Annotated in this window: 17 protein-coding genes and 1 pseudogene; 11 read left to right on the top strand and 7 right to left on the bottom strand. The window is 43.6% G+C overall.

Going from position 1 to position 26,682, the window contains the following annotated elements; all coding sequences use genetic code 11:
• Nucleotides 1-648 precede the first annotated feature (648 nt).
• The 6 genes from AC438_RS17330 (at nt 649) to AC438_RS07460 (ending at nt 11,705) form a co-directional block, all read left to right on the top strand.
• A complete protein-coding gene (locus tag AC438_RS17330; RefSeq protein WP_053980621.1) occupies nt 649-2,781 on the top strand; it encodes a flagellin N-terminal helical domain-containing protein in 2,133 nt (710 codons plus the stop codon).
• 310 nt (nt 2,782-3,091) lie between these two features.
• The gene (locus tag AC438_RS07430; RefSeq protein ID WP_053980622.1) at nt 3,092-5,158 is read left to right on the top strand and encodes a flagellin N-terminal helical domain-containing protein; all 2,067 of its coding nucleotides are present in this window, start codon (nt 3,092-3,094) and stop codon (nt 5,156-5,158) included.
• 92 nt (nt 5,159-5,250) lie between these two features.
• Nucleotides 5,251-5,751, top strand: a complete 501-nt coding sequence (locus AC438_RS07435; RefSeq protein WP_053980623.1) for a flagellar protein FlaG — start codon at nt 5,251-5,253, stop codon at nt 5,749-5,751.
• A 308-nt stretch (nt 5,752-6,059) separates the two neighbouring features.
• Entirely contained in the window at nt 6,060-8,108 is a 2,049-nt protein-coding gene (gene fliD / locus AC438_RS07445) for a flagellar filament capping protein FliD (protein ID WP_053980625.1), read from the top strand.
• Nucleotides 8,109-8,605: 497 nt separating this feature from the next.
• Complete coding sequence (locus tag AC438_RS07450) at nt 8,606-9,133, top strand: YkgJ family cysteine cluster protein (RefSeq protein WP_238376345.1); 528 nt, start codon at nt 8,606-8,608, stop codon at nt 9,131-9,133.
• A 616-nt stretch (nt 9,134-9,749) separates the two neighbouring features.
• Nucleotides 9,750-11,705 carry a glycoside hydrolase family 6 protein gene (locus AC438_RS07460; RefSeq protein ID WP_082354023.1) on the top strand — a complete coding sequence of 652 codons (1,956 nt, stop codon included), beginning with the start codon at nt 9,750-9,752 and terminating at the stop codon, nt 11,703-11,705.
• A gap of 176 nt (nt 11,706-11,881) precedes the next feature.
• Here AC438_RS07460 and AC438_RS07465 read toward each other — a convergent pair whose 3' ends face one another.
• From AC438_RS07465 to uvrA, 4 genes are all read right to left on the bottom strand, one after another.
• Nucleotides 11,882-13,312, bottom strand: a complete 1,431-nt coding sequence (locus AC438_RS07465; RefSeq protein ID WP_156312458.1) for a DUF1552 domain-containing protein — start codon at nt 13,310-13,312, stop codon at nt 11,882-11,884.
• Between the two features lie 11 nt (nt 13,313-13,323).
• Nucleotides 13,324-15,447: a DUF1588 domain-containing protein gene (locus AC438_RS07470; RefSeq protein WP_053980629.1), complete on the bottom strand. Its 2,124-nt coding sequence runs from the start codon at nt 15,445-15,447 to the stop codon at nt 13,324-13,326.
• Between the two features lie 736 nt (nt 15,448-16,183).
• Nucleotides 16,184-16,477 carry a DUF1244 domain-containing protein gene (locus AC438_RS07475; RefSeq protein ID WP_053980630.1) on the bottom strand — a complete coding sequence of 98 codons (294 nt, stop codon included), beginning with the start codon at nt 16,475-16,477 and terminating at the stop codon, nt 16,184-16,186.
• A gap of 101 nt (nt 16,478-16,578) precedes the next feature.
• Nucleotides 16,579-19,461, bottom strand: a complete 2,883-nt coding sequence (gene uvrA / locus AC438_RS07480) for an excinuclease ABC subunit UvrA (protein ID WP_053980631.1) — start codon at nt 19,459-19,461, stop codon at nt 16,579-16,581.
• Nucleotides 19,462-19,662: 201 nt separating this feature from the next.
• Between uvrA and AC438_RS07485 the strand changes: the two genes are divergently transcribed.
• From AC438_RS07485 to AC438_RS07500, 4 genes are all read left to right on the top strand, one after another.
• On the top strand, nt 19,663-20,172 hold the full coding sequence (locus AC438_RS07485) for a hypothetical protein (RefSeq protein ID WP_053980697.1): 510 nt from the start codon (nt 19,663-19,665) through the stop codon (nt 20,170-20,172).
• Between the two features lie 317 nt (nt 20,173-20,489).
• Complete coding sequence (locus AC438_RS07490; protein WP_053980632.1) at nt 20,490-20,951, top strand: hypothetical protein; 462 nt, start codon at nt 20,490-20,492, stop codon at nt 20,949-20,951.
• 278 nt (nt 20,952-21,229) lie between these two features.
• Nucleotides 21,230-21,487: an ISAs1 family transposase gene (locus tag AC438_RS17420; RefSeq protein ID WP_053980633.1), complete on the top strand. Its 258-nt coding sequence runs from the start codon at nt 21,230-21,232 to the stop codon at nt 21,485-21,487.
• Between the two features lie 6 nt (nt 21,488-21,493).
• Nucleotides 21,494-21,718: a hypothetical protein gene (locus AC438_RS07500; RefSeq protein ID WP_053980634.1), complete on the top strand. Its 225-nt coding sequence runs from the start codon at nt 21,494-21,496 to the stop codon at nt 21,716-21,718.
• Nucleotides 21,719-21,754: 36 nt separating this feature from the next.
• Here AC438_RS07500 and AC438_RS07505 read toward each other — a convergent pair whose 3' ends face one another.
• A complete protein-coding gene (locus AC438_RS07505) occupies nt 21,755-22,183 on the bottom strand; it encodes a hypothetical protein (RefSeq protein WP_162230708.1) in 429 nt (142 codons plus the stop codon).
• An 811-nt stretch (nt 22,184-22,994) separates the two neighbouring features.
• Here AC438_RS07505 and AC438_RS07510 point away from each other — a divergent pair.
• Nucleotides 22,995-23,174, top strand: a pseudogene (locus AC438_RS07510) (integrase core domain-containing protein); the annotation flags it as partial.
• 259 nt (nt 23,175-23,433) lie between these two features.
• Here the strand turns inward: AC438_RS07510 and AC438_RS07515 are convergent.
• Nucleotides 23,434-24,792, bottom strand: coding sequence for a di-heme oxidoredictase family protein (locus AC438_RS07515; RefSeq protein WP_156317029.1), 1,359 nt, complete (start codon nt 24,790-24,792; stop codon nt 23,434-23,436).
• Between the two features lie 191 nt (nt 24,793-24,983).
• Complete coding sequence (locus AC438_RS07520; RefSeq protein ID WP_053980637.1) at nt 24,984-26,528, bottom strand: RCC1 domain-containing protein; 1,545 nt, start codon at nt 26,526-26,528, stop codon at nt 24,984-24,986.
• Between the last annotated feature and the right edge of the window lie 154 nt (nt 26,529-26,682).

A 26,682-nucleotide genomic window follows, 5' to 3' on the forward strand; every position in this document is an offset into this window, starting at 1 on the left:
CCTATTTTAATGTTGAATATGCATACTAGAAATATAATTTTTAACGCTTAATTTTTACACTAAGCACCTCATATTTAAATGATAATCTTAGATTTATTTCTGCTTTTACTGCCTATTTATATTTACAGAGCTATATAGTTCTATATGTTTTTATTTTGTCACTATTCAGAGATACCGAAACTGGGCACTGATGAATCATTGTCTCGGTAGCTTAAGCCATCGATGGGCGCTATATAAGTGCCCTTGGTACTTAAATTCCAGGAAATAATCTATCAATACCTTATCAGATGATTTTTTCAGATTGGCGGAATAGTTACCTTTATTTTGTCTTATGTCGAAGATTTTGTTGGTTTTTTTATGGAAGATTTATTGATGGTTTTTTTGAACGTAGCGAAAGGCAAGCGGCAAAAGATAGTCATTGGCGGTGTAACTTATTGCCGCTTTTGCCTTTTTACTGATCTATGAGGTGATCAATTCGCTTAAAACCCTTAAATTACGCGTTAAATAAATGTATTTTTAACGAAACACAGTGTTGGCATAAGCGTTGCAATTTATTCGATGTCAGCGTCAAAACTATTTTGACTCCATTCAGTAGTGTACACACTGTTGTGAGCTGTTGAGTGGTTTAGTGAATACAGGAGATGGGTTATGCCTCTAGTTATTAATACCAACATTGCTTCATTAAATGCACAACGCCAATTACTTAACTCGGGTAATGAGTTGTCAACAGCCATGGAAAGATTGTCTTCGGGTAAGCGTATTAATACTGCTGCCGATGATGCTGCAGGCTTGGCCATTTCAAATCGTATGACTTCGCAAGTAAGAGGCTTGAATCAAGCGGTCAGAAATGCCAATGATGGTATTTCTTTGATTCAAACGGCTGAAGGAGCGCTGGATGAAACGACCAATATTTTGCAGCGTATGCGCGAATTGGCGATTCAATCGGCGAACGGTATTTACGATGAGTCTAACCGCAAAACGCTCGATGCCGAAGTGCAGCAATTAATTAGTGAGCTAGATCGTATCGCGACCTCAACTACTTTTAATGGGCAAACATTATTAGATGGCAGCTTGGGAAGTGTTGAATTGCAAGTCGGCTCACAAGCCAATCAAACGATTGAATTTAATATTCAAGCGATGGATGCCAAAACGTTAGGGATGGGCTCGGTGAGTGTTGATATGTTAGGCTCCGAAGTCACATCAACGCTGAGTGCGCTGAGCTTAAACGAATCAGATGTGAGCATTAATGGCCAATCGATTGGTGCTTTCGATGGGTCCAGCGATACCTTTCAAGATCTAATTGATGGTATTAATGAAAATGTATTAGGTGTTGAAGCCTCTGGTTATACCTCGCTAGAAGGTGGTGGCAATGGCGATGGTGTGCTTGAAAATGGGAATAAATTGCGTATTACATTAGCCGCGGCTGACGGCAGTGGAAATAATGTATTTAATATTACTGATACCGAAAACATGACCGAGCTGGTTGAAAAGATCAACAGTGTCACTGGCGGTGCGGTGAGTGCCGACCTAGATGACAACGGCCGTTTGGTCATTACTAATAATAGTGGCTCAACAATAGAAGTAGCAGGTATTGACGCGACAGGTTCATCAGACGCTGCGGCTGAAATCATTGAACGCGCAACCGGCTTTGATACCTTCAATGGTGTGACTGGTCAATTAGATGCTGCTTACGGACAAATTGTATTAACTTCGGAGCATGGTGATCCTATTACAGTTTCACGCGGGGCCACCGGTACACTCGAGAACCTACAAGATCTTGGTTTTAGAGAAAGTGACGAAGCGGGTATTGTAAAAGGTGCTGGTTTAGGCTCTGCCGGTGCTGCACAGTCGTGGAGTGTTGGCGATTTAACGATTAACGGTGTCATTATTGATAATAACAATACCGATAGCTTGCAGGGTAAAGTCAATGCTATTAATGAACAAAGCGATGAGACAGGTGTTGTGGCTCATGCCTTTGCCTCGTTATCGATAGATATTAGTACGGCCGATTTAACCGTGGCCTCAGCCACTGCCGATAACATTACCATAAACGGTGTGACGATTGACTTAGGTTTGACTGCTAATGCAACGGCCTCTGATATTGTGGCGGGTTTTAATGCCAATACCGATTTAACCGGTGTCACGGCAAGTTTGTCGGGTACACGTATTATGCTGGAGTCAGATCAAGGCTCAATTAATATTACCAGCCCATCAACAAACAGCATTGTAGATAGTGGAACGGCATTAGCGGGTGCTACTTTCCAATCTTATATTACGCAAAGCACTGGCACTTTGCTTTCTTCTTCGGTGGCAGCAAGCTCGGCTCTAGCATTAAAAGTTGAGGCGGGCATAAAATTAGTCGCCACCAATGACCAACCCATTAGTTTAGAGCTTGGCGGTAATGTCGATCCTCAATCACTGGGGCTCATCGAGGCAAACTCAACCGCCGGTGGGCGTTTTGGTAGCGCGATTGCGAGTGTGAGCGTCGATACGATTGCTGGGGCGCAAAAGGCTATCGGTGTAGTGGACAATGCACTGGACTCTATTAATGATGTGCGCTCGCAGTTAGGTGCAGTCAATAACCGACTCGATTTTACGATTAATAATTTGCTGGTGGTATCCGAAAACACTTCTGCTGCTAAATCACGCATTATGGATGCTGACTTTGCAGCAGAAACCGCAGCACTAAGTCGCGCACAAGTCCTTCAACAAGCCTCCCAAGCGATGTTAGGCCAAGCTAATGCCGCATCGCAGCAGGTACTACAGTTATTGCAAGGATAGCTAGGCGGATTAGTCACTGATTTGAAGTGATAAAAAAATGATTAAAAAATATAAAAACTAGTAAAAAACGAATACCCTATAAAGGTCTTGTTAATTGAACATAAAAGTATAAAAAACACTGACTCATAATTAAATCATGTAAACAGCGATACTAAACTCTATCGCTGTTTTTGTTTGTATTTAATTGTATAAAAACATTAAAGTTTTTGTTGTGCTAGCCGAAAAGTGAATTAGGAACGCTTACTACAAGCAATTTCCATTTTACTGAGTGCAAATATCTGCACTTGAGACTCTCTGTGAGGAGGCTACCATGCCACTTTATATCAATACCAACGTTTCATCTTTGAACGCACAGCGCCAGTTGAATAAAGCCGGCATGGGCGTTGACACAGCCATGGAGCGCTTGTCTTCTGGTAGTAGAATTAACTCTGCTGCAGATGATGCTGCGGGCTTGGCTATTTCAAATCGTCAAACTTCTCAAATTCGCGGTCTTGACCAAGCCGTCCGAAACGCCAACGATGGCATTTCATTGATTCAAACCGCTGAAGGCGCGCTATCAGAAACAACCAATATTTTACAGCGTATGCGAGAACTGTCTATTCAGTCGGCTAACGGTATTTACGGCGACAATGACCGCGCCACACTCGATGCTGAAGTTCAGCAAATGGTTTCTGAATTAGATCGTATTGCTGAGACCACCTCCTTTAACGGTCAAAATATTCTTGATGGCAGTACCGGTAAAATTGATTTGCAAGTGGGTGCACAAGCGAACCAAACGGTAAGCTTTGAAGTCGCTGCGGTTGACTCTGATACTTTAGGTATGGGCTCGCTTAGTGCTGATGTGGTCAGTGATGAGATAGCAGCTAATTTCTCAACGCTATCCTTTTCGGAGCAGGATGTCTTAATTAATGGTCAAGCGATTGGCGCTATTTCGGCGGGCTCTACTGTTGAGGATTTAGTCACTAAAATCAACGACAATATTAACGGTGTGACTGCCGAGACGGCGGTAGAGCTTACGAGCTCTAGTGTGGGCACCGGCGTTATTGGTACATCAGCATCAACGGTAACTTTAACTAATAATGATGGTACTGATTTATCTATTCAAATTTCTAATACGGATAGCCTAGAAGAATTTGCCAGTGCGATTAATGAGGGTTTTGGCGGTCGCGTTAGCGCGACTATTGGTGATGATGGAAAATTAAGTATGTCGGCTGAAGGCGCTAAAACATTGGCACTTGATGCGACAGCGGCAGCGGCAGCGGGTAGTGGGCTGGCTGCACAGGCTAAGATTATTCTCACTTCTGATAGTGGAGATGATATTACCGTAGAGCGAGGCGCGACAGGCACACTGGGCGACTTAGATAATTTAGGCTTCCGTGAAATGGACTCTGGTGGCGTGATCGAAGGGGTTGGCCTAGTTGCAAACTCTAATGGCGCGAATGAATCACTAGAGGCTGGCGAGCTAACCATCAATGGCACCGTCATTGACAATAAAAATACCGATAGTTTGCAAGGTAAAATTGATAATATTAATGATGTCTCTGATCAAACCGGTGTAACGGCAAAGGCTTATTCAACGGTGAGTATCGATATGAGTGGCTTTATTTCATCAGGGATTGGTGCAGCTGGTACCGATCAACTTGAAATTAATGGTGTAACAGTTGATTTAGGTCTTGTCGATAGCGCCTCAACAGAAGATGTCGTCAATGCATTAAATGATAATAGTGATGTCACCGGTGTTTCGGCTAGGTTACAAGGCACTAATATCATATTAGAATCTGATCAAGGGGCAATTAACTTAGCGGCAGGCAGCGCTAATGCAGTTTCGTTTATTGGCAGTGCAACAGGTGTTACTGAGGCAACTAAGGCGACGATTAATTCAGCCGGCGCTTTTGTTGAATCAACAGCCACTATTACTAGTACTATAGGCTTTACCGCTGAGGCAGGCTTAAAGCTGGTGAGTGAAAATGGCAACCCTATTAGTGTAGAGCTTAAAGATGGAGCCGATCCAGCGCGCTTAGGCTTAAAAGAATCCAATAGTTTAGGTGAAGGCTCGTTTGGCACGTCATTATCTTCTATCAGTATTGATACTGCGGCCAATGCTCAAAAGGCCGTAAGTGTGATTGATAACGCCTTAGAAACGGTGAACAACATTCGTTCTGACTTAGGTGCGGTGAGCAACCGGCTTGATTTTACAATTTCTAACTTATCCAATGTATCTGAAAATACATCAGCGGCACGTTCGCGAATTATGGATGCCGACTTCGCCGCAGAAACCGCTGCATTAAGTCGATCACAAGTATTGCAACAAGCATCACAGGCTATGCTGGCTCAGGCAAATTCTCGTCCTCAGCAAGTGTTGTCGTTACTGCAATAACAGCAGGAAGGGTTTTAACGCCCTAACAACAGGGATCGTTGGTCGCCGATGAGGAAACTCATCGGCTTTAGTACGTGTTGAGAGGTAACTGTATGAATACTATAAATACCACCACGCCCATAACCCCGGCTGTACCTATGCAGCATTTAGCCAAAAGCACCAATATGAGTACTGTTCTGGCGGCAAATACAAGTGTTAATGCGACACATGACGGCAAAATATTGCCGTCAACCCAAATAGCTTCGGCTGCTAGCGGGGTCGAGATGCAGTCTGCAGCCACTACGGGCATGCCACAGGTCAGTGTTATTGACGGTGCTGTTGATAACACTACAGGGAAAGTTGAAGGGCAGCCAAGCGATGAACAGGGTGCTAAAGCATTAGAGTTAGCCGTAGAAACGGCTAATAATTTTGTGCAGACCGTACAGCGTGATTTGCACTTTAGTATTGATCAAGAGTCTGAGCGAACGGTTGTTAAGGTTGTTGAGTCGAGTAGCGGTGATATTATTCGTCAAATCCCAAATGAAAGTTTTTTGGAGTTGGCACGAAAAATGAAAGAGTTTGGCGAAGTCTCCTTAGTTAATGCGACTGGCTAGGTAATACGTTAATGCTATATGCGAAATAATTAATAGCGCTCAATAGCAATAACAATAGCTAAGATGTATTAGCGGGCTCAATAATGAGTACCGCCGCTTTGCGTTGTGAGTATTAAAAAGCTATCGTTTTATAAGAGATTATTTTTTAATGGAATTTTATTAAAAAATGGCGTTAGCTGTGGCAATACTAAAGGTGCATTATATTTCTATAGGCTGAGCTATAGCAATGCAATGAATAGCAATAATTATGGCTTATTAAAAGATAAATTATGTAATACAAATGAAGTGAAGGCTTCAGGTAGGTTTGTATGATTGATAATAATATTATTCAGTCTTTAGGTGCAGGTTCGGGAATTGATTCGCGTGCATTGGTTACGCAGCTTACCGAGATCGAGCGCTCGGCACCGCAGGCGCGAATAGACACCAAAACAGAACTACGTGAAACTCAAATTTCAGACTTTGGTAAAATAAAAAGTGCCCTTGCAACATTCCAAACATCTATTAAAGCCTTAACTGAGCGCGAAGGGCTATTTAGTAAAGGTGCTTCGTTTACTGAAAGTGATGCGCTAGTGCCTACTGAGTTAGGTACTGATATTAAAGCAGGCACTTATAAATTTGAGGTTACCTCGTTAGCGCAATCACAATCACTCGCATCGGTAGAGTTCGGCAGCGAAGATGAAGCCGTGGGGGAAGGTGTACTAACGTTTAATTTTGGACAATGGGCAGGAGCGAGCTTTACTCAAGATGCCGATGCAACCTCTGTCGATATCACCATTGATTCAAGTAACAATAGTTTAAAAGGCATGCGCGATGCGATTAATGATGCTGACATGGGTGTTACCGCATCGATTATTAATAACGGTAGTGGTTATGTTTTATTAATGACAGCAGAGTCTGGGGGCAACAATCAATTACAAATAACCACTGCCGAAGCAGGAGCAGTACCGACTAATGGCGATGATAATGGGTTGTCTCGATTTGCCTACACGAGTGAGCTGTTATCTGATCCGGCAATAACACCGACACGCCTTACTCAGCAGCAAGCGGGCACCGATGCAGCTTTAATTGTTAACGGTTTACCGGTAACACGCAGCAGTAACAGCGTTAACGATGTCGTTGAGGGTTTAACGCTGGACCTCTTAAAGGAATCGCCTGGTGAGATTATTACGGTTACGGTGTCTGATGATGTGGATTTTGCGAAGCAAAAAACACGCGATTTTGTTGATGCTTATAATGCCTTACTTGAAGAGTTAGAGCCTGTGATTGGTTTTGATACCGAAAACGATCAATATGGATCGCTAGCCAATGACTCTTTGGCTAAATCTGTTGTATCGCAAATGCGCGGCATGTTTGCGAGTAGTGTGACTGGGCTTTCGGAAAGCTCAACCTTTGCAGCTTTAACCAACTTAGGTATACGCACAGAGCTCGACGGTACGCTGAGTATTGAAGATGATGAATTTAATGCTGCCTTTGATGATAATTTAGCTGCAGTACAGCAATTATTGGCGCCACATTCACAGTCGTCAGATGCTGGTATTACCATTAATAGTTTTGGTAAACAAACCCAAGCAGGGGAGTTTGACGTGATTATTAATCAAGCACCTAAAAAAGGCGCTTTTACTGGTGGTGATACAGGGGGTGTCAATTTAGATACTACAGGTAAAACTTACGGCTTCAATATTACCCTCAACGGTGTTGCATCTGATTTTATTACTATACCAACAGATGTGGTCTATAACAGTACAGAAGAGCTAGCCTCTGCAATACAAAGTGCTATTAACAGCGACGAAAAATTGAAAGCATCGAATGCAGCGGTCTCGGTCTCTTATATCGATGATAAATTTGTGATGACATCATCGAAATACGGTGCAGCCTCTAATGTCAATGTAGACTCGGTAACCGGTGATTTAGCCACCGACCTCATGATTACAACAGGCAACGGCACCGCAGGTAAAGATGTATCCGGCTCAATTAATGGTGTAGCAGCATTTGGCTTAGGGCAAGTGTTATTGCCAAAACTCGGAGAGCCAGCCGAAGGTTTAAGTTTGGTGGTAAGCGAGTCTGCTAGTAGTAGTACCATTAACTTTTCGCGTGGGGTTGGCGGTCAGCTAGAAGAGCTTATCGGCACCTTCTTACAATCGAATGGCTTAATTGATCAGCGAGAAGATAATTTAGGTCGTGACATTGATACGCTCGATAGTGAACAAGAGCGCTTAGATCGACGAATGGTGACCTATGAAGATCGATTAATGCAGCAGTTTATTGCGATGGAAAACATCTTAAATGGACTAAATAGCTCGGGTAGCTTTTTAGATAATCTTTTTAAATCACTACCTTTTACCTCGTCCAATAACTAGCTCTAGTTTAGTTATTATGATTGAAATCAATTTGGCCTGAGCGTCAATCTGACGAATTTCAATTGACCGCGCTGATACTTAGCTTGATATGATTGGGCCAAGTTCATGTCGTAAACCAAGCTAATGCCGCCGCGCTCAATTTTTATTATCGGGCTTATCACATCTTATTTAGGCTCTATTACGGTATTTTATTGGTATTATGTGTTTGAGTTTCTAGGTGCTTTTTGCCGAAAATTCAAGGCTCACTATTTTGGCTGCTATACAGTCAAGCTGACAAATCTCACCCAATAGTACTATATAGCGTGCTATATAGTACTTAGTTTCAGCAGAATGGGTATGTATCTTCACCTTCCATGCACCTGCACTGCCCTACATCTATATAGATATAGGCAAGATTGGACTTTGCAGGAGTATAGGGCCGAAAATGACAGAGTTGCAAATGGCTTGAATACCCCAGTCAATGATGCATTAGCATACAATTTTGTTACCTCTAAATAGTGACATTATTATTTTTATTGATTGGCTCTATTTATTATCATTTTATTGTCATTTTATTATCAAATGCAGCGTATAATCGTAATCATTTGGTTGGCTATCACAGGCCTAAATGCCAATATAATTATGAGATAAAGCAATTGAAAGCGTGCAATCAGTGTGGAAAATGTTGTCTTAAATATGGTCAAGGTGCCCTAGCTGCGACTGCTAATGACATTGAAATGTGGGCGTTGTTTAATCCTGATATTATGCAATATGTGCAAAATGGAAAAATATGGATGGACCCCAAAACGGGCGAGCAATTACAGCGCTGTCCCTTTTTGGTACTAGAGGCGGAGTCACAAAAATATACCTGTAGTATTTACCATGATAGACCCGAAGACTGTCGACACTATCCTACGCATATTATAGAAATGGTTCGCGATGAATGCGAGATGATTGAGCTTGTTGATCTTGAGGCACCTAAAAAGGCGCAAATTCAGTTAGACTCCTTAATGAAAGACAGCCGTCCAGCTTACGCTAAAGCATAATAAAATTATTATTTATGACTAATGGCTATGGTATAAATATATTTTATTTTCATGTTAAGTTATATTTTTTATGCCTTTTTATTCCGTGCTTTAATTTTTTTTCCTGATGTCTGCGGCTTTTTATTGCCTGTTAATGGTATAAGGAAAGCCCGCGCTCTTAATTTTTATATTGTTACATTCTGCTTGTTAAAACCCGCGCACCTTCAGCCTTGCAACCTGCTTTCATCGCTTTGGTGATTCTATGCATGCTTTAAAAAGACTATACGACACGCTTAAATAATGAACCGTTCATATTCTCAGAAGTGTGAGTACGCCATGCATAAATGTTATTCAAATAGAGTATGCATTGCATTTGTGACTAAAAGGTCACATTTTTTGAGTGGCACAGATTAAATTTACTTAACGTTTTTGTTTTTTTACTAGACTACCTTTGGACCTGTTAAGCGCTTAAGTGATAGAGTATGCCACTTAAGAGTTGTATAACATCTATGGCTCTTCGCACTTTCACTTTTTCCTTTAAGATTTTTAAGGGTTCTATCGTTGTGGTGCCGCACTGGGGTGTTATCGCCTCGCTAATAATAACGAGATCAATTGATCACTTTTATGGTAAAAAACCATGCTTAATAAAAAACTGCAATATTGGGGGGTAAGTGTTTCTAAAGCCTTACTCTTAATGGGTTCGACAGCTGTTATGTCTGCTTGTGTGGGGAAAACCACATCATCACAAAGCATGTCGCAATCCTCGGTGTCTAGTCTATCAACTAGTACAACCACTAGTACTTCCTTGTCGGCCTCGTCAATGGGTACGGTATCGAGTATTGCTTCTGAGGCATCCAGTATGCTTGGGTCTTCTAGTCTGCCAGAAGCGTCGAGTAGTACGGGGTTTGACCCGGGCGCGATAGATGTGATTTCTGATGACAATTACGACGGTAATATTCCATTAGACCAAAAAGTGGTTGGGCAGGCTGGCGCCGCCCTACAAACTGCTGGTAATCCTTTTGAAGATGCTTATTTTTATTTAAGCCCTGATGTGAAAACCATGATGGATTCATCATTGGACATTATCAAAGCGCAAGGCGATGATAATTTAGTGAATAAAATTAAATATGTCCAACGCCAGCCGAGCGCCGTATGGATGGATTCGATTGCCACTATTGGCGGTGATGTTGCAGCTGGTCGCCGCTCACTAGAGCAGCACTTAGACGCAGCAGTTGAGCAGCAGCGTTATTACGCCGCGCAAAACGCGGGCCAAGCGGCCCCCATGACGGTTGTGGTGATTATCTACAACTTACCTGATCGCGACTGCGCGGCTTTTGCCTCTAATGGCCAATTAATTGAAGTAGGTAAGCCCGCTGATGGCGCGGCACAAAATGGCGATGGTTATGAGCGCTACCGCGATGACTATATTGGTGAAATAGCTGCCATATTTAGTAAAAAGCCTGAATATGCCAATTTGCGCATTGTGGCAATGCTAGAGCCCGATTCGTTCCCGAATATGATTACCAATACCAATGAGGGGGCTAATGGCGAGCCCGCCAATGGCACACTCAACCCTACACCTGCCTCATTACCTAATGGTGGTTACTGTGATCGTATTTTGAGCCACACAGGCTCGGGCGCTGCCGTGGCGGGTGAAGGTACTGGCGATACTCCTCATTTAGGCCTCTATGCCGCCAGTTTACGTTTAGCGATCGCTGAGTTTGCAAAAATTCCAAATGTTTATACCTATCTTGATATTGGTCATGCGGGCTGGTTGGGCTGGGACAGTGATACCGATAATGTGAGTAACATGAAGCGCGGCGTAAAATACTTTAAGCAATTGGTTGATGGTGCCGATGGTGCTTTGGATGGTTTAGGTTTAGATATGATTCGTGGTTTTGCCTCGAACACATCGGGCTATACACCTGTAGAAGAGCCATTAATTTCTAATGCTGTAGCTGATCGTGCTGCTTTGCAAGGGTTTTATCAGTGGAACCCGGCTGTTGATGAAGTGAGCTATATTGATATGCTACAAAAATATTTCACGACCTCTGATCCGGCTTTTGGTACGGCTTCATTTGATGCTAATAAGTTTGGTTTTATTATTGATACTGCACGCAACGGCTGGGGTAGCGATAATCGTCCAGAGTTAGGTTCGGGTACCAAAGGAACTGATGCTAATAAGCGCATTGATGTACGTGCTCATCGTGGTCACTGGTGTAACGTGAATAATGCCGGTGTGGGTGAAGTGCCCAAAGCTAACCCCGATGTGAGCCGCCCCTACTTGGATGCCTTCTTTTGGATGAAGCCGCCGGGTGAGTCAGATGGCATATCTTTCGATCATACTAAGCTGTCGGCTAGCGAAGTGGCAGCATTAGATGCCATTGACCGCAAAGTATATGAGTCGGCCACCGATGGCGTGTATGCTGGTAAATCACTCGATACTATGTGTATTCCCGGTCAGGCACGTGAAGGGGTTACTGTGGATGTTGTACCCAATATGGCACCACATGCTGGTGCGTGGTTTCATAAGCAGTTTATTATGCTAATCAACAATGCTCACCCACCCTTAGGGCAAAGTGATTACGATTAAGCTATCGCATTAACAAACACCCGTACTAGCGTAATTATTAGTGCGGGTGTTTGTGAGGTGAGATATGCTAATCAATAATCAATAATCAATAATCAATAACCAAAAAGGGCCGTTAATTAACGGCCCTTTTTGGTATTACCTCTTAGTTATGCTATCGAGACTTAAACCCTTGGTATTTAAGCCAGTAAGGCGTCTATAGTGCCAGTATTTGAGGATTTAGAGCCAAAAGAGGTATGCGGTAAATTGCTGGCTTTTAATATGGTGGTGTAAAGGTCGTTGAGCGAGCGCCCATCAAATTTACAATTCAGACCGCCTTGCTTAAAGCCTGTGTTTTTACCCGCTAATACAGTGACAGGGTAATTGTCCATGCCGTGGTCGGCACCGCGCGAGACTTCTGAGATCCACAAGAACACGGTATTATCCAGCATCGAAGAGCCGTCGCTATCGGGTGTATCAGCTAAGCGTTGGCACAGTTGCGCATATTTTTTAGCATAATAATTTCTTAATACACACATATAAATGGCTGCCGCATCGCTGCCCTGATGCGAAATACCGTGCGACTCACTGCGTCCCATACCCGCACTACTACCGTATTTTTGTAAATCGTCCGCTAGCCAAGGGTAGGTTATTTTAGGTTGCACACCACCAAAGTCCATGGTCAAAACACGTGAAAAGTTACAGTTCAGTGCTTGGAAGGCCATATTTAAAGTAGCGTCAACATCGCGATCAAGTTGCTTATCGAGCTCCACCTGTATTTGATCAGGAGTTAAGTGGAGTCTATCAAAGTCGAGCTTCGGTGCGCCGGGGTTTTCGCAGCTGGCGCTAGGCATAAAGTTAGCCTGGCTATTAAATTGGCCGGCCAATTGCTCAATACTACTTTGGTAAAAGTTCAGTGACTCCTTAGCGCTCATACCCGGTAGATTTTGTTTGAGTTGGGTAATGTTTTTACCGACGCTCTCTAATACAGCAATTTTGGCTTCTAAGCTAAATTTATCTTTGGGGCCGCCGTCGTCGACAGGTGAGGCAAACAACCGCTGGTAGATTTTTTGCGGGCCAACCAATCTCGGGACCTGTACACCGTTATTGTCATAGCAAAAGCTCATGCCGCCTTCACCGCCTAGGCCACCGGTATTAAAATTGAGATGGCGATAGGGCGTGCCGGCTTGGCTGGCAATCAGATTGGCGATATGCACATCCAGTGATGGGCCTGTTGTAGTGACCAATGTACCGGTATTGCCTGAGCGAATATTGCCACCGGTTAAGACATGAGCTGCTCCGCCAGCGTGTGAGCCTGTGCCTTGGCTAATGGCCGAGGCGTTATTAAGACCTTGCATCACAATCATGTTGTCACGGAAGTTCATGAAGGGGTCAATGGCTGTTCGAAAGTCTGATGCTTGTAGTGCTTGCACTTCGTCGGTGGGGGTTTTTACTAAGTGCTCATCACGCGCCGCATCCATAATGCCTAGGGCGTTCATAACAGTAATGAAGCGTACCGGAGCTTTACCGGTTGCTGCATGCGCACTTTTTTGTAAGCCCATTAAGCCTGCCGTAGAGGTGGCCATTAAGGCAGAAGATTGTTTAATAAAACAGCGTCTATTTCTATTCACAGCATGTACTCCTATTGATGGACCAAGGTGATAAAGTCATCAGACTTGACTAAAGCTTCTAATAAATCGAACAAGCCATTAGAGCCTGAGCGCCATTGATCAACAATGGTATCCATTTTGGGTTTGTCGGTTTTATGTTCATAGCGGCCATATACATGCCTAAACATAAGATTGGCCATGCAGGTTTGTGCTTGTTTGCTTTCACTGACTTTTTTGGCAAAATCTTCAAGTCCGTTCACTTCGCCCGATAGGTCACCAATGGTCACAAGTGATGCACTATCATCAATATTGCTTCTGTTATCGTATACCGCGTATCGATCCATACGGAGGAATGGGAATCCATAGTTATCAATAGTATCGTGACAGCCAACACAGCCTGGGCCCGCATGTGCAGCTTGAAGCCATTCTTTAACGGTTTGGCCTGGCGGGCGATCGTCTGGGTTAGGCGCGGCTACGGCAGGTGGCGGGGGAAGCTCGCCACACAGTAAGTGCTGCGCGACAAACACACCACGAGTAATTGGCGATGGGGTATCAGTGGTATGACTACCAATAAAGGCCTGTAAGCCAAAAATACCTAAAGGTGCTGTAATCGTTTTACCCCGTACGGCTCGCGTTCTTACTGAGCCAGAATAAAAGCTCTCAAAGGGTTCATTGTTTGCTAGCCAGTTTTTCAAAAATGCATCTAATGCAGCCATGGCATTATCTTTGTACGTTTGCTGGTGTACATAGCTTTTTGCGGTATCTGGAGCAAGGGCTTTTAAGAGCTGTTTTTGGTTACCGCTAAGGTCAATACCTAACCAGCGCGTTAGTATGGCTTGAATATTATCTTTACCGCCATCTTTATTAATTAAGCGGTTAAAGTGTTCGGCTCGCACCGAAGCGGAATATAAGCTGTTGTTCGCTGCTGCCTCTAATAATGGCTGGTCCGGTGGTGAATTACTGAGTAGGTAAGCTAAGCGGTTAGCCACTTCGATCTGGCGTAATTTTAAACCGCCATTGAAATCCGTTTGTCCGCGCTCAATGAGGTGGATATATTCAGGGGAAACCAAAGCGGCAATTAAAAAACCCCTTAAGGCTAACTTGCGTTTTTCATTTTTGTTTTCGTCGGGATAAAGGCCTTTAACGTCGTCTTCAACCTTTTTAAACTCAGCTAATTCTGCCGCACTAACGGGTCTTCTTAAAACGCTTTCTAAAAATGTTTTTCTAAAGTTGCTTGCACATGTGGCTTCATCAAGATTGTTAGCGCAGCCTAAAGCACTTTTATAGGCTGCATCTGAATTTAAATCTTCTACAAACATTTTAGCCAGTGTATCGGCATTTTCAAAATACCCACTAGCCAGTTGCGCATTAACTTTTTGTGTATCAGCAATATTAATTAAGCCTTCGAGTTCGGTTTCGCCGGGCAATTTACTTTCGGCATCTACTTTAGGTGCGCCGGGCAAGCCATCACTGCCAATAGGCGTATCGAGTAGAGGGCCAAAGTTAAGCAGTTTTTTGGTGGAATTGATATATTGCTCGTGGGTTAATCGGCGTAAAGGCGAAAGCGGCGTTTCATTACTTTTCACACTTTCGTAGCCTGATAAAATATATTTGGCTATTTCTTGTGAGCAATCATTCGCGCAGCCTGCTGGGTTACCTTTAGGCATATCCGTTAAAATATAAGCTGCTAGTGTTGCTTGTGTGCTGCAATCGAGGCCGGCGCAACGCGTGAGGTCAATCAAAGACTTTGAGTCAGTACTGGCTTCGCCTGCTGCAATGGCTTGGCGGTAGGCGTCTTCGCCGTCGTAGTGGCAAAACGAGCACTGCTCAGAATAGAGGCGCTCACCTTTAATTAGTGCACTGCTATCCTCTTCATCATCTGTATCAGTTGCATCATCAGAATGGCTACTTGCACTCGAAGAAGGTATTGAATTTACGCTGCTTTGACTAATGATACTTGAGCTACTGACAGGTATTAGGCTCGAACGACTAGAAGAAACACCGACAGAGGAGCGGCTGGAGCGAGTGATACTTGAGCTGCCATCAGCGCTACTTGAGGTCTCTGGCGTTGGGTCTGGGGTGGCTACACACCCCGCGAGAGTGATACCGGCGGTGAATATAGCCGTGCGGAAGAGCATATCGTTAAGTATTCGCATTATTTTTTCCCAAAAGCAGGATAAGCACAAATTGATGTGGGTGATTTACATTGAAATAAAAATAGGTCAGGGCTTTATAAATAATACTTACTCTTACATTTGTTTTATATGTGATTTTATTTTTTGAGTATTTTCTCTCAAATCACAATGATTTAAATATTAAATTTTTGATGTTAGGCTCATTTTTTAGGCTATATATAATATTAAAAAATAAAAATTCTGTTTTATATATGTGCATAAATAAAACACTTTTTAGTACTTTGCTTTGTTGCCAAAAAAAATGATGGGTAGCGCTATTTTTATGCCTATACAAATTATATTGGTGGCAGTGTCTTTGAGGGTGACTATCGAGTATTTAGGTGCTGTGTTGACGCGCCTAAATTGCGGAGTAATTATTATCAAAAAAGTTATTGTCGTTTTGACATAATTATTGCTCTTGAAGTTTTAAGGTTATTGCGGCATAAATAGAAAACCTTTTTTAGTGGTACTCATGCAAAAATAAGAAACATTTTTAGGTGTTATTTTTACCTAGTAATAAAATGTTTTAAAATGGGTATCTTATTAAAAAATCAAAAAACCTCTCAATGTAATGAAATTGAATACCGTAAAAAATCGGGTCATAAAGTCGTGAATGTTAATGAGTCAGGCGATTATCAGAGATATATTTTTTAGTATCAGATAGGCATAAAAAAAGGCCGCTAATTAACGACCTTTTTTAGTGTGTGAGTGGCTACCATTATGACTTTTGGCGTTTGTTAAAGGCCTCGAGTTGCTCGGGGGTTGCGGGTTTTTGGTGTTTGTCTTTCCATTGACTGTAAGGCATTTTGTAAACCACTTCGCGGCTTGCTTCATAATCAACGTCTAGGCCTTGCTCGGTGGCGGCTGCGCTATACCATTTGGCTAAGCAGTTACGGCAAAAGTTGGCAAGGTTCATAAGTTCAATGTTTTGCACGTCCTTATTGTCGTCTAGGTGTTGCAGTAAACGTTGAAAAGTCGCTGCTTCTATTTGTGTTTTTTGCTCGGGTGTCATATTCGCCTCGGTGTTAAGAGCCGCAGGGTTAAATGCGGCTGGCTGTTCATTAAGCGTGTGTAATGGAGCGATAATAAAGATACGCCCATTAAGCGCCTGTATTATTTTGTTTTTGCTGCGGCTTTTGGTTTAGCTTTGGGTTTTTCTTTGGGGGTGAGCATGGGTTTTAAAAAGCGCCCGGTATGCGAGGCTTTTACTGTGCAGATATCTTCAGGTGTACCCGCAGCAATTATTTGGCCACCACCACTGCCGCCTTCTGGGCCTATATCAATCACCCAATCCGCTGTTTTAACCACATCTAAGTTATGCTCAATCACAACAACGGTATTGCCGTGGTCGCGTAGGCGATGCAAGACATTTAAGAGCTGCTGTATATCATGGAAGTGCAAGCCGGTTGTGGGCTCATCTAAAATGTACAGTGTTTTACCGGTATCGCGTTTAGAGAGCTCTTTGGCGAGCTTGACCCGCTGAGCTTCACCGCCCGAAAGCGTTGTGGCCGACTGCCCTAGGCAAATGTAGCCTAAGCCTACATCCATTAAGGTTTGTACTTTTTTAGAGATAGAAGGAATGGCATCAAAAAATTCTACGGCGTCTTCTATTGTCATGCCGAGTACTTCGTGAATATTTTTACCTTTGTATTTAACGCTTAATGTTTCGCGATTATAGCGCTGGCCTTTACATTGGTCGCACTCTACATACACATCGGGTAAAAAGTGCATTTCGACTTTTACCATGCCATCGCCTTGGCAGGCTTCACAGCGGCCACCCTTTACGTTAAAGCTAAAGCGTCCGGCTTTGTAGCCGCGTGCGCGGGCCTCTTGTGTGCCAGCAAATAACTCACGCACAGGGGTAAATATACCGGTGTAAGTGGCAGGGTTAGAACGCGGTGTGCGGCCAATAGGGCTTTGATCGATATCGACACATTTATCAAAATAATCGAGCCCATGCACCGCTTTATGTGGGCGGGCGGTTAAGGTTGTTGCATTGTTAAGTGCGGTAGCCGCTAGCGGGTATAGCGTGCCGTTAATGAGAGTGGATTTCCCCGAGCCCGAAACACCGGTGATACAGGTCATTAGACCGACGGGAATGTTGGCGGTAATATCTTTAAGGTTATGGCCCGTGGCCCCTTCGAGTACTAAAAATTGATCGTCTTTTACGGGCGTACGTACGGTGGGTATGGCAATCGATTTCCTGCCTGACAAATACGCGCCGGTTAGCGATTTACGACTGCGTTTAATTTGCTCTATGGTGCCTTTGGCAATAATTTCACCGCCATGTACACCAGCGCCAGGGCCCACATCAACCACATAGTCGGCTAGGCGAATGGCATCTTCATCATGCTCGACCACAATCACGGTATTACCTAAGTCGCGTAGGTGGCTAAGGGTTTTTAAGAGCCTGTCGTTATCGCGTTGATGTAAGCCAATAGAGGGCTCATCTAAAATGTACATAACGCCTACCAGCCCCGCACCAATTTGGCTGGCTAAGCGAATGCGCTGCGCCTCACCGCCCGATAGCGTATCGGCACTGCGATTTAGGGTTAAATAATTTAAACCAACATCCACCAAAAATTGAAAGCGCTCACGCAATTCCTTAAGAATTTTATCGGCCACTTTGGCTTGCGCGCCTTTAAATTTTAACTGGCAAAAATACGCATGGGCCTCACCCACGGGTAAATCGGTGATGTGATCTATTTGACGATTGTCAATAAAAACGTTGCGCGCTTCTTTGCGTAAGCGGGCACCATCGCATTCGGGACAGGTTTGGGTCGATAAAAATTTACTCAGCTCTTCGCGCACTGAATTAGATTCGGTATCGCGTAAGCGGCGCTCTAAATTGGGTATAACTCCTTCAAAGGTATGGTTGCGCTTGTGAACATCGCCGCGCTCATTGACATAATTAAATTGGATAACTTCTTTACCCGAGCCATAAAGTACGGCCTTTTTTTGTTTGGCTGTGAGGTTCTGCCAAGGGGTTTCGACATCAAAGGCATAATGCTCCGCCAATGAGATTAACATGTGAAAATAATACAGATTGCGCTTGTCCCAACTTTTTACAGCGCCATCGGCCAGCGAGGCGCTTGCGTCAACAACAATACGTGATTCGGAAAAAAACTGTTTTACACCTAGGCCATCACAGGTGGGACAGGCGCCGGCGGGGTTGTTAAAAGAGAATAGCCGTGGTTCTAGTTCAACAATTGAGTAGTCACAGTGCGGGCAGGCATGCTTAGCCGAAAATACCTGATCTTGCTCGGTGTCGCCTTGTTCGGCATCCATATAGGCAATAGTGGCAATGTTATCGGCAAGGCGTAGAGCTGTCTCGAAGCTCTCGGCAAGGCGCTGTTTTAGATCGTCACGTACTTTAAAGCGATCAACCACCACCTCAATGGTGTGCTTAATGCGCTTATCGAGCTTAGGGGCGTCATCTAAATCTACCACTTGGCCATCAATACGCGCTCTTACAAAACCGTCACGTATCAGCCCTTGCACCACATGCACGTGCTCGCCTTTGCGTTCGCGTACTACCGGCGCTAGTAACATTAGCTTGGTGCCCTCTGGCAGGGTGAGTACGGTATCGACCATTTGTGACACGGTTTGCGCGGCCAAAGGCACATCATGAATAGGGCAGCGTGGCTCACCAACCCGCGCAAAAAGCAGGCGTAAGTAGTCGTATATTTCGGTAATTGTTCCCACCGTTGAGCGCGGGTTGTGACTGGTTGATTTTTGCTCGATAGAAATAGCAGGGCTTAAGCCTTCAATATGGTCAACATCGGGCTTTTCCATCATCGATAAAAACTGGCGAGCATAGGTCGATAAGGACTCTACATAGCGTCGCTGCCCCTCGGCATACAGGGTATCAAAGGCTAGCGATGACTTGCCCGAGCCAGATAAACCCGTAATCACAATGAGCTTGTCGCGCGGGAGTTCGATATCGATATTTTTAAGATTGTGGGTGCGAGCACCCTGAACAATGATTTTATCCACAATGACCTACGGTTATTTGGCTGGTAAAAAAAGAGTAAGGGTGGAGTATACGAACTTGGCGCCCTCTTGTCTTGATGGGGGCCTGAGTATATTGGTGTAAATAGCTTGGCTTTAACAAAATAATGGGTGAATAACCAGTGTTTTGGTGGCGGGCTTATGTTTGTTAAGCTGATGCTTTTATTAGCACCTAAGGAGATGGCTATGCCGTTTACCCCCTTCCATATGGGCCCAGGTATTTTTATTAAAGCTTTGTTGCAGGGCAGTTTTAGTTTAATGGTTTTTGGTTGGGCGCAAATAGTGATGGATATTCAGCCGTTACTGGTTATGCTCAGTGGTGAGGGTCATTTGCATGGCTTTTCGCATACTTTTGTAGGTGCAACGCTATTGGCTATTTTGGCGGCTACCACGGGTAAGTATTTGGCGCTGGTGGGGCTGCATTGTTTTGGTCTTAATCAAGACTGGAAGGTATCCATCACTTGGCCTGTCGCGCTAATGTCGGCTGTTATTGGCACCTTTAGCCATGTGCTGCTCGATGCGGTGATGCATAGCGATGTACAACCCTGGGCGCCCCTGCATTTACACAATGCGTATTTGGGCTGGCTTAGTAGCGAGCAGTTACATCTTTTTTGCATAGCAACGGGCGTTGTTGGCGGTATAGTTTATGCCATTTTGCGGACTAAGACGGTGAGAGGGCGTGAAGATAGCAAATAGTCCGGGGTAAGTGGCTTTTTGTGTTTTCTCCTCGTCCCTTACATAAAGGTACGGTGTTGACGCAGAAATTCGCTCGGCAAGACCCCATAAATAAAGCGGAGCAGGCAAAGTGTAGTAAGAAAACAGGTGCTTTCACGCCTGTTCAAGGCCCCCATGAACCGCATGTAGGTTTATAGTAATGGCCTGAGGGAAAGCAACCCTAATAGCCTTAAGGGCCATATACTTATAGATAGTGAAATCCCTGCTACTCGAACTGGAAAAGGGTTTACAGGTCCATCTTCTGGTAGTGATTAGTAGTCTATTCTTGAGGATTTGGGATGATTAATGACAAGATTGATTCTAGGGGCACTTATTTTTCATTCTTAAAGTACTTTGAGGAAATTGCTTTTGAAGACGTTATGACTTTAGATGAGAAGAGTAAGTGTTACAAAAAAATTCATGAAGAATTTTTCGTTGATCTCTCTTTGATGTTGGTTTATGAGGGTTTTGATGCTTCCGAAATCGATAGTGATAGATTTTGGTCTTTTTTTGATAAGTATGAATTTCAATTTTCTACATGCTTTAAAAGTACAGATTTTTATATCTATATAAATACATACCCTGACAAAATTTTAGTTAAAGTTAGCGGTGTTTTCTTGGCCAATATTTTGAGTTTTGATTGGTTTGGTTTTGAGTATTTCGTATGCGATGTCGGATATAATTTTTGTTTGACGGAAACCAGAAGAGACTCTGTGTATGTGAGTGGTCGCTTTGAAGGTTTTTTTCAGAGCTTAACATAATGGGCGACGTTTTTCTGGGACAGGCACTCGTTTAAAGTCCGGTTGCGTCATGTTTTCTTATTCAGTGTTTTATGATTTAACGTTAGATAAGGTTGGCGGATCAGTCCCCGCTTAAAAAGCCAGTTATGTGCAGAGCCAGCACTTTAGGGCTTTGAAGTAAATCGCCCATAAGGCACTCACTGCGTCGACACGCCGTGGATATATCCCTATAGGCTCCATTGCCGCTTCCCTGCGGCAAAGGGTCTATGCAGTAAGCACCTTATGGGCTCCTTTAGGGTTTGGGGTGTCCTGAATTTCTCTGTTGGGCTATTGAAAATAGTCTTCACTGGGTTTTGGATGTCGTATTTCGTGAAGATGACAGTCGCATCCGCACGAAAAATGCTGCCGAGAATATGGCGATGATTAAACATGTTGCGATGAATAAATTGCGGGCTGCTCAATCTCAATGGTCTCGAAAAGTGAGTTTAAAAGGGTTGAGAAAAGCAGCAGGATGGGATGATGATTCACTGCTATCAATTCTTTCTCAGCGGATTTAAATTTAAGTGGGATTACCCTGTTGGTACAATGAAGAGCATCAGCATAGTGGCATTCAATATGTGACACCCAGTCAGCGCCACAAGGGCGAAGACTGTGAGATATTAATACAGCGCAAGGAACTCTACGAAGCGGCTAAAGCACAAAACTCTACTCGCTGGTCTCGCGATACACGCAACTGGGATTTTATTAAAAGCGTAGCGCTGAAGCCTGAAAAATTGACAACTGATTAACTTTTTTATGACAGCGAGCTTGAAAGATTCCGATGTTTAGTTTGCTGTAATAGTTTTTAACGGTTTACCATTTTCATCAAAAAAAGTTATCGTAGAATCGCCTTCTGGTGTTACTTTAAATTCAATTCTAGATTTACCTTGTGCATCCATCAACTTAAGTAATGAGTTTTTAGTCGCTGTTTTTCCAAGGAATACACGTTTAGTTATTGCGTAATTTCCCTCTTTAGCAAGCTGACTGTCTTTATCCGAAAATACAGGTCGTTCAATACCATCAGCTACATCACTAAAGGTTAAGCCAGCAAAATGCTCGCCTCCAGCATCAACTCCAAGCAGCTGCATTTGCTGATCTTGCTGATATCTATCAAATGTCAAACTAACTCCGCTAGATACTACTCCTTCATTATTTAACGCTCCATTAAATATTAACCCCCCGCTCTCAGTTCCTTCATCGTTAAAAAAAAGCATGCCAGCCATCGGTCTCGGGTGTTCAACCTCTTTATTTTTAATAAATGCTCCAGGAAACAAAGTCCGATTAGAGATTGTAAGGCGAATAGTTCCATCAGGTTCTTTAAAGTTTATTCGTTGAACATCAATTTCATCAAATTTTTAATTTTTAACAGTAAATTTACCAAAAGAAAATCCAGCAATGGTAATAATTGTCATTGTGATGCAATAAATTATTAGCCATTTTTGCGTCTGTTTGATATTAAAAATTTCTTTGGCTAGATCTTGTGACATGATCGCTATTCCTTATATTGATCATTGTATAGCTAACGCCTGCATAAGCGGCGCATAAATACTTGGCTAAGATTAGCGAGCAAAAACACAAGGGCGTTCATCCTAAAAACACCTACTTTAACAATCCGCCACGAATATCTGAAAGTACTAAAATACGCGGAATTATGGCACTATTAATTCTGATTATCAACACGAGTTAATTATTGCGCTAGGGTATATGCTCAGGCAAAATTTGCACACTTCAAGACGTCCTGCCTTCCGCAGCATTAGTAAATTCATTGACGTCGCCGCGCCATTCTTGATGACACCCGGCTTAAAGCGAGATCGCCGTAAAGATATAGCTCGCGTAGTTCACTCCCCTCCAGCGAAGATCCGTACATGCGTATTTAACGCATACTGCCAATCTTCTTAGGCAGGCATGACAAAAAGAAAGCGACACTAAGCTTTATCGACTATTGTATCACCATGCCAAAATAATCGCTAACAAGGCATTAATGTAATAAAAGGCATAAATAATCCAAAGCAAATAACGTAGGGTTATGGTATTCGCGCATCAATGGGCGATGTTGTTGCCTGCTGGGATAATGCTGTCGTTGAGCGTTTCTTTGGCAGTTTACAGTGTGACTGGATTTTTAAAGTGCCGATGCATAATCGTAAAACCATGAGCAAAGGCGTTGCTCTGTATATGAAAGATTACAACAATGATCGACTTCACTCCTTTTATTCAAAAAGTGGCAGAGAAATGTGTCCGGAATTATTGACCAGAACAGACAATAGTCTGTGAACTTTATTTTTATAATAATTATTCTATTAGGATTTTTATGTGTGAATCGTTTTGGGTGTTATAGCACGATAGTAAACTTTAAAGCCTTAAAAACTTGGATTGCAGCTGGCTTACGAATAAAAACCAATCTAGCCGCCCAAGCCCATATTGGGCAGAGGCTAGGTTGGGTGTGCGTGTTCTTTATTTGGTGGTATTAAATGGCGCGTAAAAAGGCCAATAAGATGTGCTGTTGCGCTGCTGTTAGTGCCTTGAATTTTTGCTGACTTTGTAAAGCTTCGCCACCGTGCCATAAAATGGCTTGCTCAAGAGTTTGGGCTCGGCCATCGTGTAAAAAGCGAGAGCCGGGTACAGCTTCAACCAAGCCCAAACCCCATAAAGGCGGTGTACGCCACTCGCTGGGATCAGCATCACCTTCTCGTACATTATCGCTAAGCGCCTCACCTAAATCGTGTAGTAATAAATCGGTGTAAGCGTATATCAATTGATGTGACAGCAACGGATACTTTTTTGATTGCCCTGTTGTTAGCGTGGGCTGGTGGCAGTGTGCGCAACCGATGCTTTCAAATATATCTGCGCCTTGATTAAACTGTTGAGCGTTTTGTACTCGGCGCTCTGGCACAGCCAGTAAGGTTAAAAAGTCATTAACAGCCGCTAACGTATTATCTGATACTTCGGGGGTACCACCATTGGGCTGTTCGGCACACACTGTTTGTTGCATGGTACAGGGCTCGGTGGGGTTAATGCTTGTGGTAAGCCCCATATCTTGCTGCATGGCACCGGCACTTTGGTGTCTTAAGGTGGGCTGCATCGCCTTCCAGCCAAAGCGCCCAAGCATCAATTGCCCCTCAACTTCTAGCCAATGTGCGCGTCCTGAAATGCCATCAGCATTTTGGTCGTCGGGATCCTCTAGGTTTAAAATTTCTTCTGGAGGCACTAAATCTAATAATCCAATACCCACTAATTGAGGGGATAAGCGGGGCCCTAAATGAATACCTTGGGCTAAGGCAGGCCCATGGGTGAGTAGGGTAAAAATCGGTTGGTCACTGTCATTAAATGACCAGCTTACTTGACCTTCACTCAGCCCTATTGTAGCGGCTGTTTGTAATTGCCCGCCATAATAAGGGTCGAGGTTACCTTGTGTATCACCTAGCCTAAATAGCAGCCCTACACCGATCTGGCCATTTGCTTGCAAGCTGGCTGCACGGCCCGCTGATAAATGACAATCAGCACAGGCAGAGGCGATACTTAGTGGTCCTAAGCCGTCAAATAGTGTCCTTGGCCCTGGCGCTGCAGTCCAGCGACCGATAAAAAATTCGCGCCCCTGTGAGGCTGTTTTTAATTGTGTTAAATCGAGTGTTGGAATAAATTGTAAAAAAGGAAATGCTGAATTAAAAGGCGCCGTTGCATTACCTGCAACAGGTGGCCATATAAAATCGTCAAGTGTTATTGTTTTATCAACATTTGACGCGTTACCACCTGCACCGCAAGCCGATAATAAACCGTACATTATGAATAAAAAAACAAAATATGTTTGCGAATATATTGTAGGCATAAAAAATAGAATCGGATAAAAATTAAAAACCTCCGAATTCAGCACTCATACAAGCATGAATTTACAGAGCTTTAAAGCACTAAATATAAAAAGTGCTTTGTCACATAAGGATGTATTGAGTTACTGACTAACGGGTAATGAGTCCATGGGGTTCGGTATTCAATAGTGGTTGAATCAATATTGATTCAGCGCTACGGGGATTCAGAAAAAGACACCAATAAAGGAACCCGGTAGCTCCATAAGTTGGCTGTACTTTCACCGCCACCTAAAGACCCCTCAAAACTCCAGCCCCAAGTAAAAAACTCACCATCGCTACGCATAGCCAAGGTGTGCAAGGCCCCATTACCTAAATCAATAACATTATCTAAACCGGTAATCGGACTGTCGGGTTGCGCAATATCGCCATCTTTCTCAATGCCGAGTGTGCCAAGCATGTTTTGCCCCCAAGGGTAAATATTGCCGTCTTCACGCTGTATAAAGCTTTGATTACCTTTGGCCCAAATTGCGGTTACGTCATCAAACCAAGGTAGTAATTGAGGCATTAGTATATTTTCGCCCCATGTATGGGGTCCCACTTGGTGGCTTGCATTTAAACCCCAGCCATATACCGCCCCTGAGGCTGTTAAAGCTAGAGCATGCCCCTTACCGCTAGCAACACTGACTACAGGTTCATTAATCAGAATTTGAGTGGGTATTGGGTGAGCATTATCGTCGACTAGACCATTGCCAAGTTGGCCGTAGCGATTGCTACCCCATGCCCACAAGTTGCCATCGCCATCAATTGCATACGAGCTTGCAGAGGCTGATACTTGAACAATATTGGTTAAGCCGCTCACCTTAACAGGGCTATCGTGAGTGTTATGAGAGCCATCACCAAGCTGGCCTTCTTGGTTGCGGCCAAAGGCAAACACAGTGCCGTCCGTTTTTAATAGTAAGCAATGCGCACTGCCTCGACTTATGGCTATAACATCGCTTATGGCGTGAATTTTTTGTGGTGTTGTATGGCCGGCTTCATCGATAACGTTATCGCCAGCTGCACCAAGGCCCAATTGACCGTCACTGCCGTTGCCCCAGCTCCATACATTACCTTGCGTATCTAAAGCGCTGGATGCATTTTGGTTAAACGCCAGTGATACCATTTTAACGGATTCACCGTTGGCTGTAGGCACAGGGACTAATGTAGGCATAATAGGATGCGCGCCTTCTGCGTTGGCGGCATCATCATTAATACTCGAGATAAATCCCAAGCCAGATTGCCCTTTATTATTGCGGCCCCAAGTGTAAATGTTTGCATTTTTTATCACCCCAGAATGCGCACCGCCAGCACTGGCGCGGGCACCAAAATAAAAGGTTTCGCTAGCGATCGCTTCGTTATTGGCCTCATCTGTAGCAATTACGGAATAAGTATTAGCTCCTGCGGTGGCCTCAATCACGGCACTAAAGCGATCACCCTCTAGGCTGGCAATAATACGCTCATCGTTATAAGAAATAACAACAGAGGTGAGTGCATTATCATCGCTTACTCGGCCCCGAACAGTGACAAGTCGTGAATGCACGCTGGCATTATTGTCAGGCGATAACTGCGTAAGCCTAGGTGCAACGTTATCAATAGCGCTTTCTGGAAATTCAGTAGTCTCAGTGGTATCGGGCTTGTTACTAGAGCCAGAACCGCAGCCATACAAAAGTAAAGCACTTGTAAAAACAAGCCCGTAATAAAAAGTGTTGATCGTTTGCATAAGTTAAGCACCGCGTAAAATGTTGGCGCATATTAACCTTAATGATAATCATACGCAAATAGAAATAAAAACAATAATCAGTTGTATTTAATTGGTTTGTCAATCAAGTGATGGCTTAAGTAAAATTATTGATGAGCTGAAAAATCATGAATTC

Origin of the sequence: Marinagarivorans algicola, assembly GCF_001292705.1 — a bacterium.
Lineage (GTDB): Bacteria > Pseudomonadota > Gammaproteobacteria > Pseudomonadales > Cellvibrionaceae > Marinagarivorans > Marinagarivorans algicola.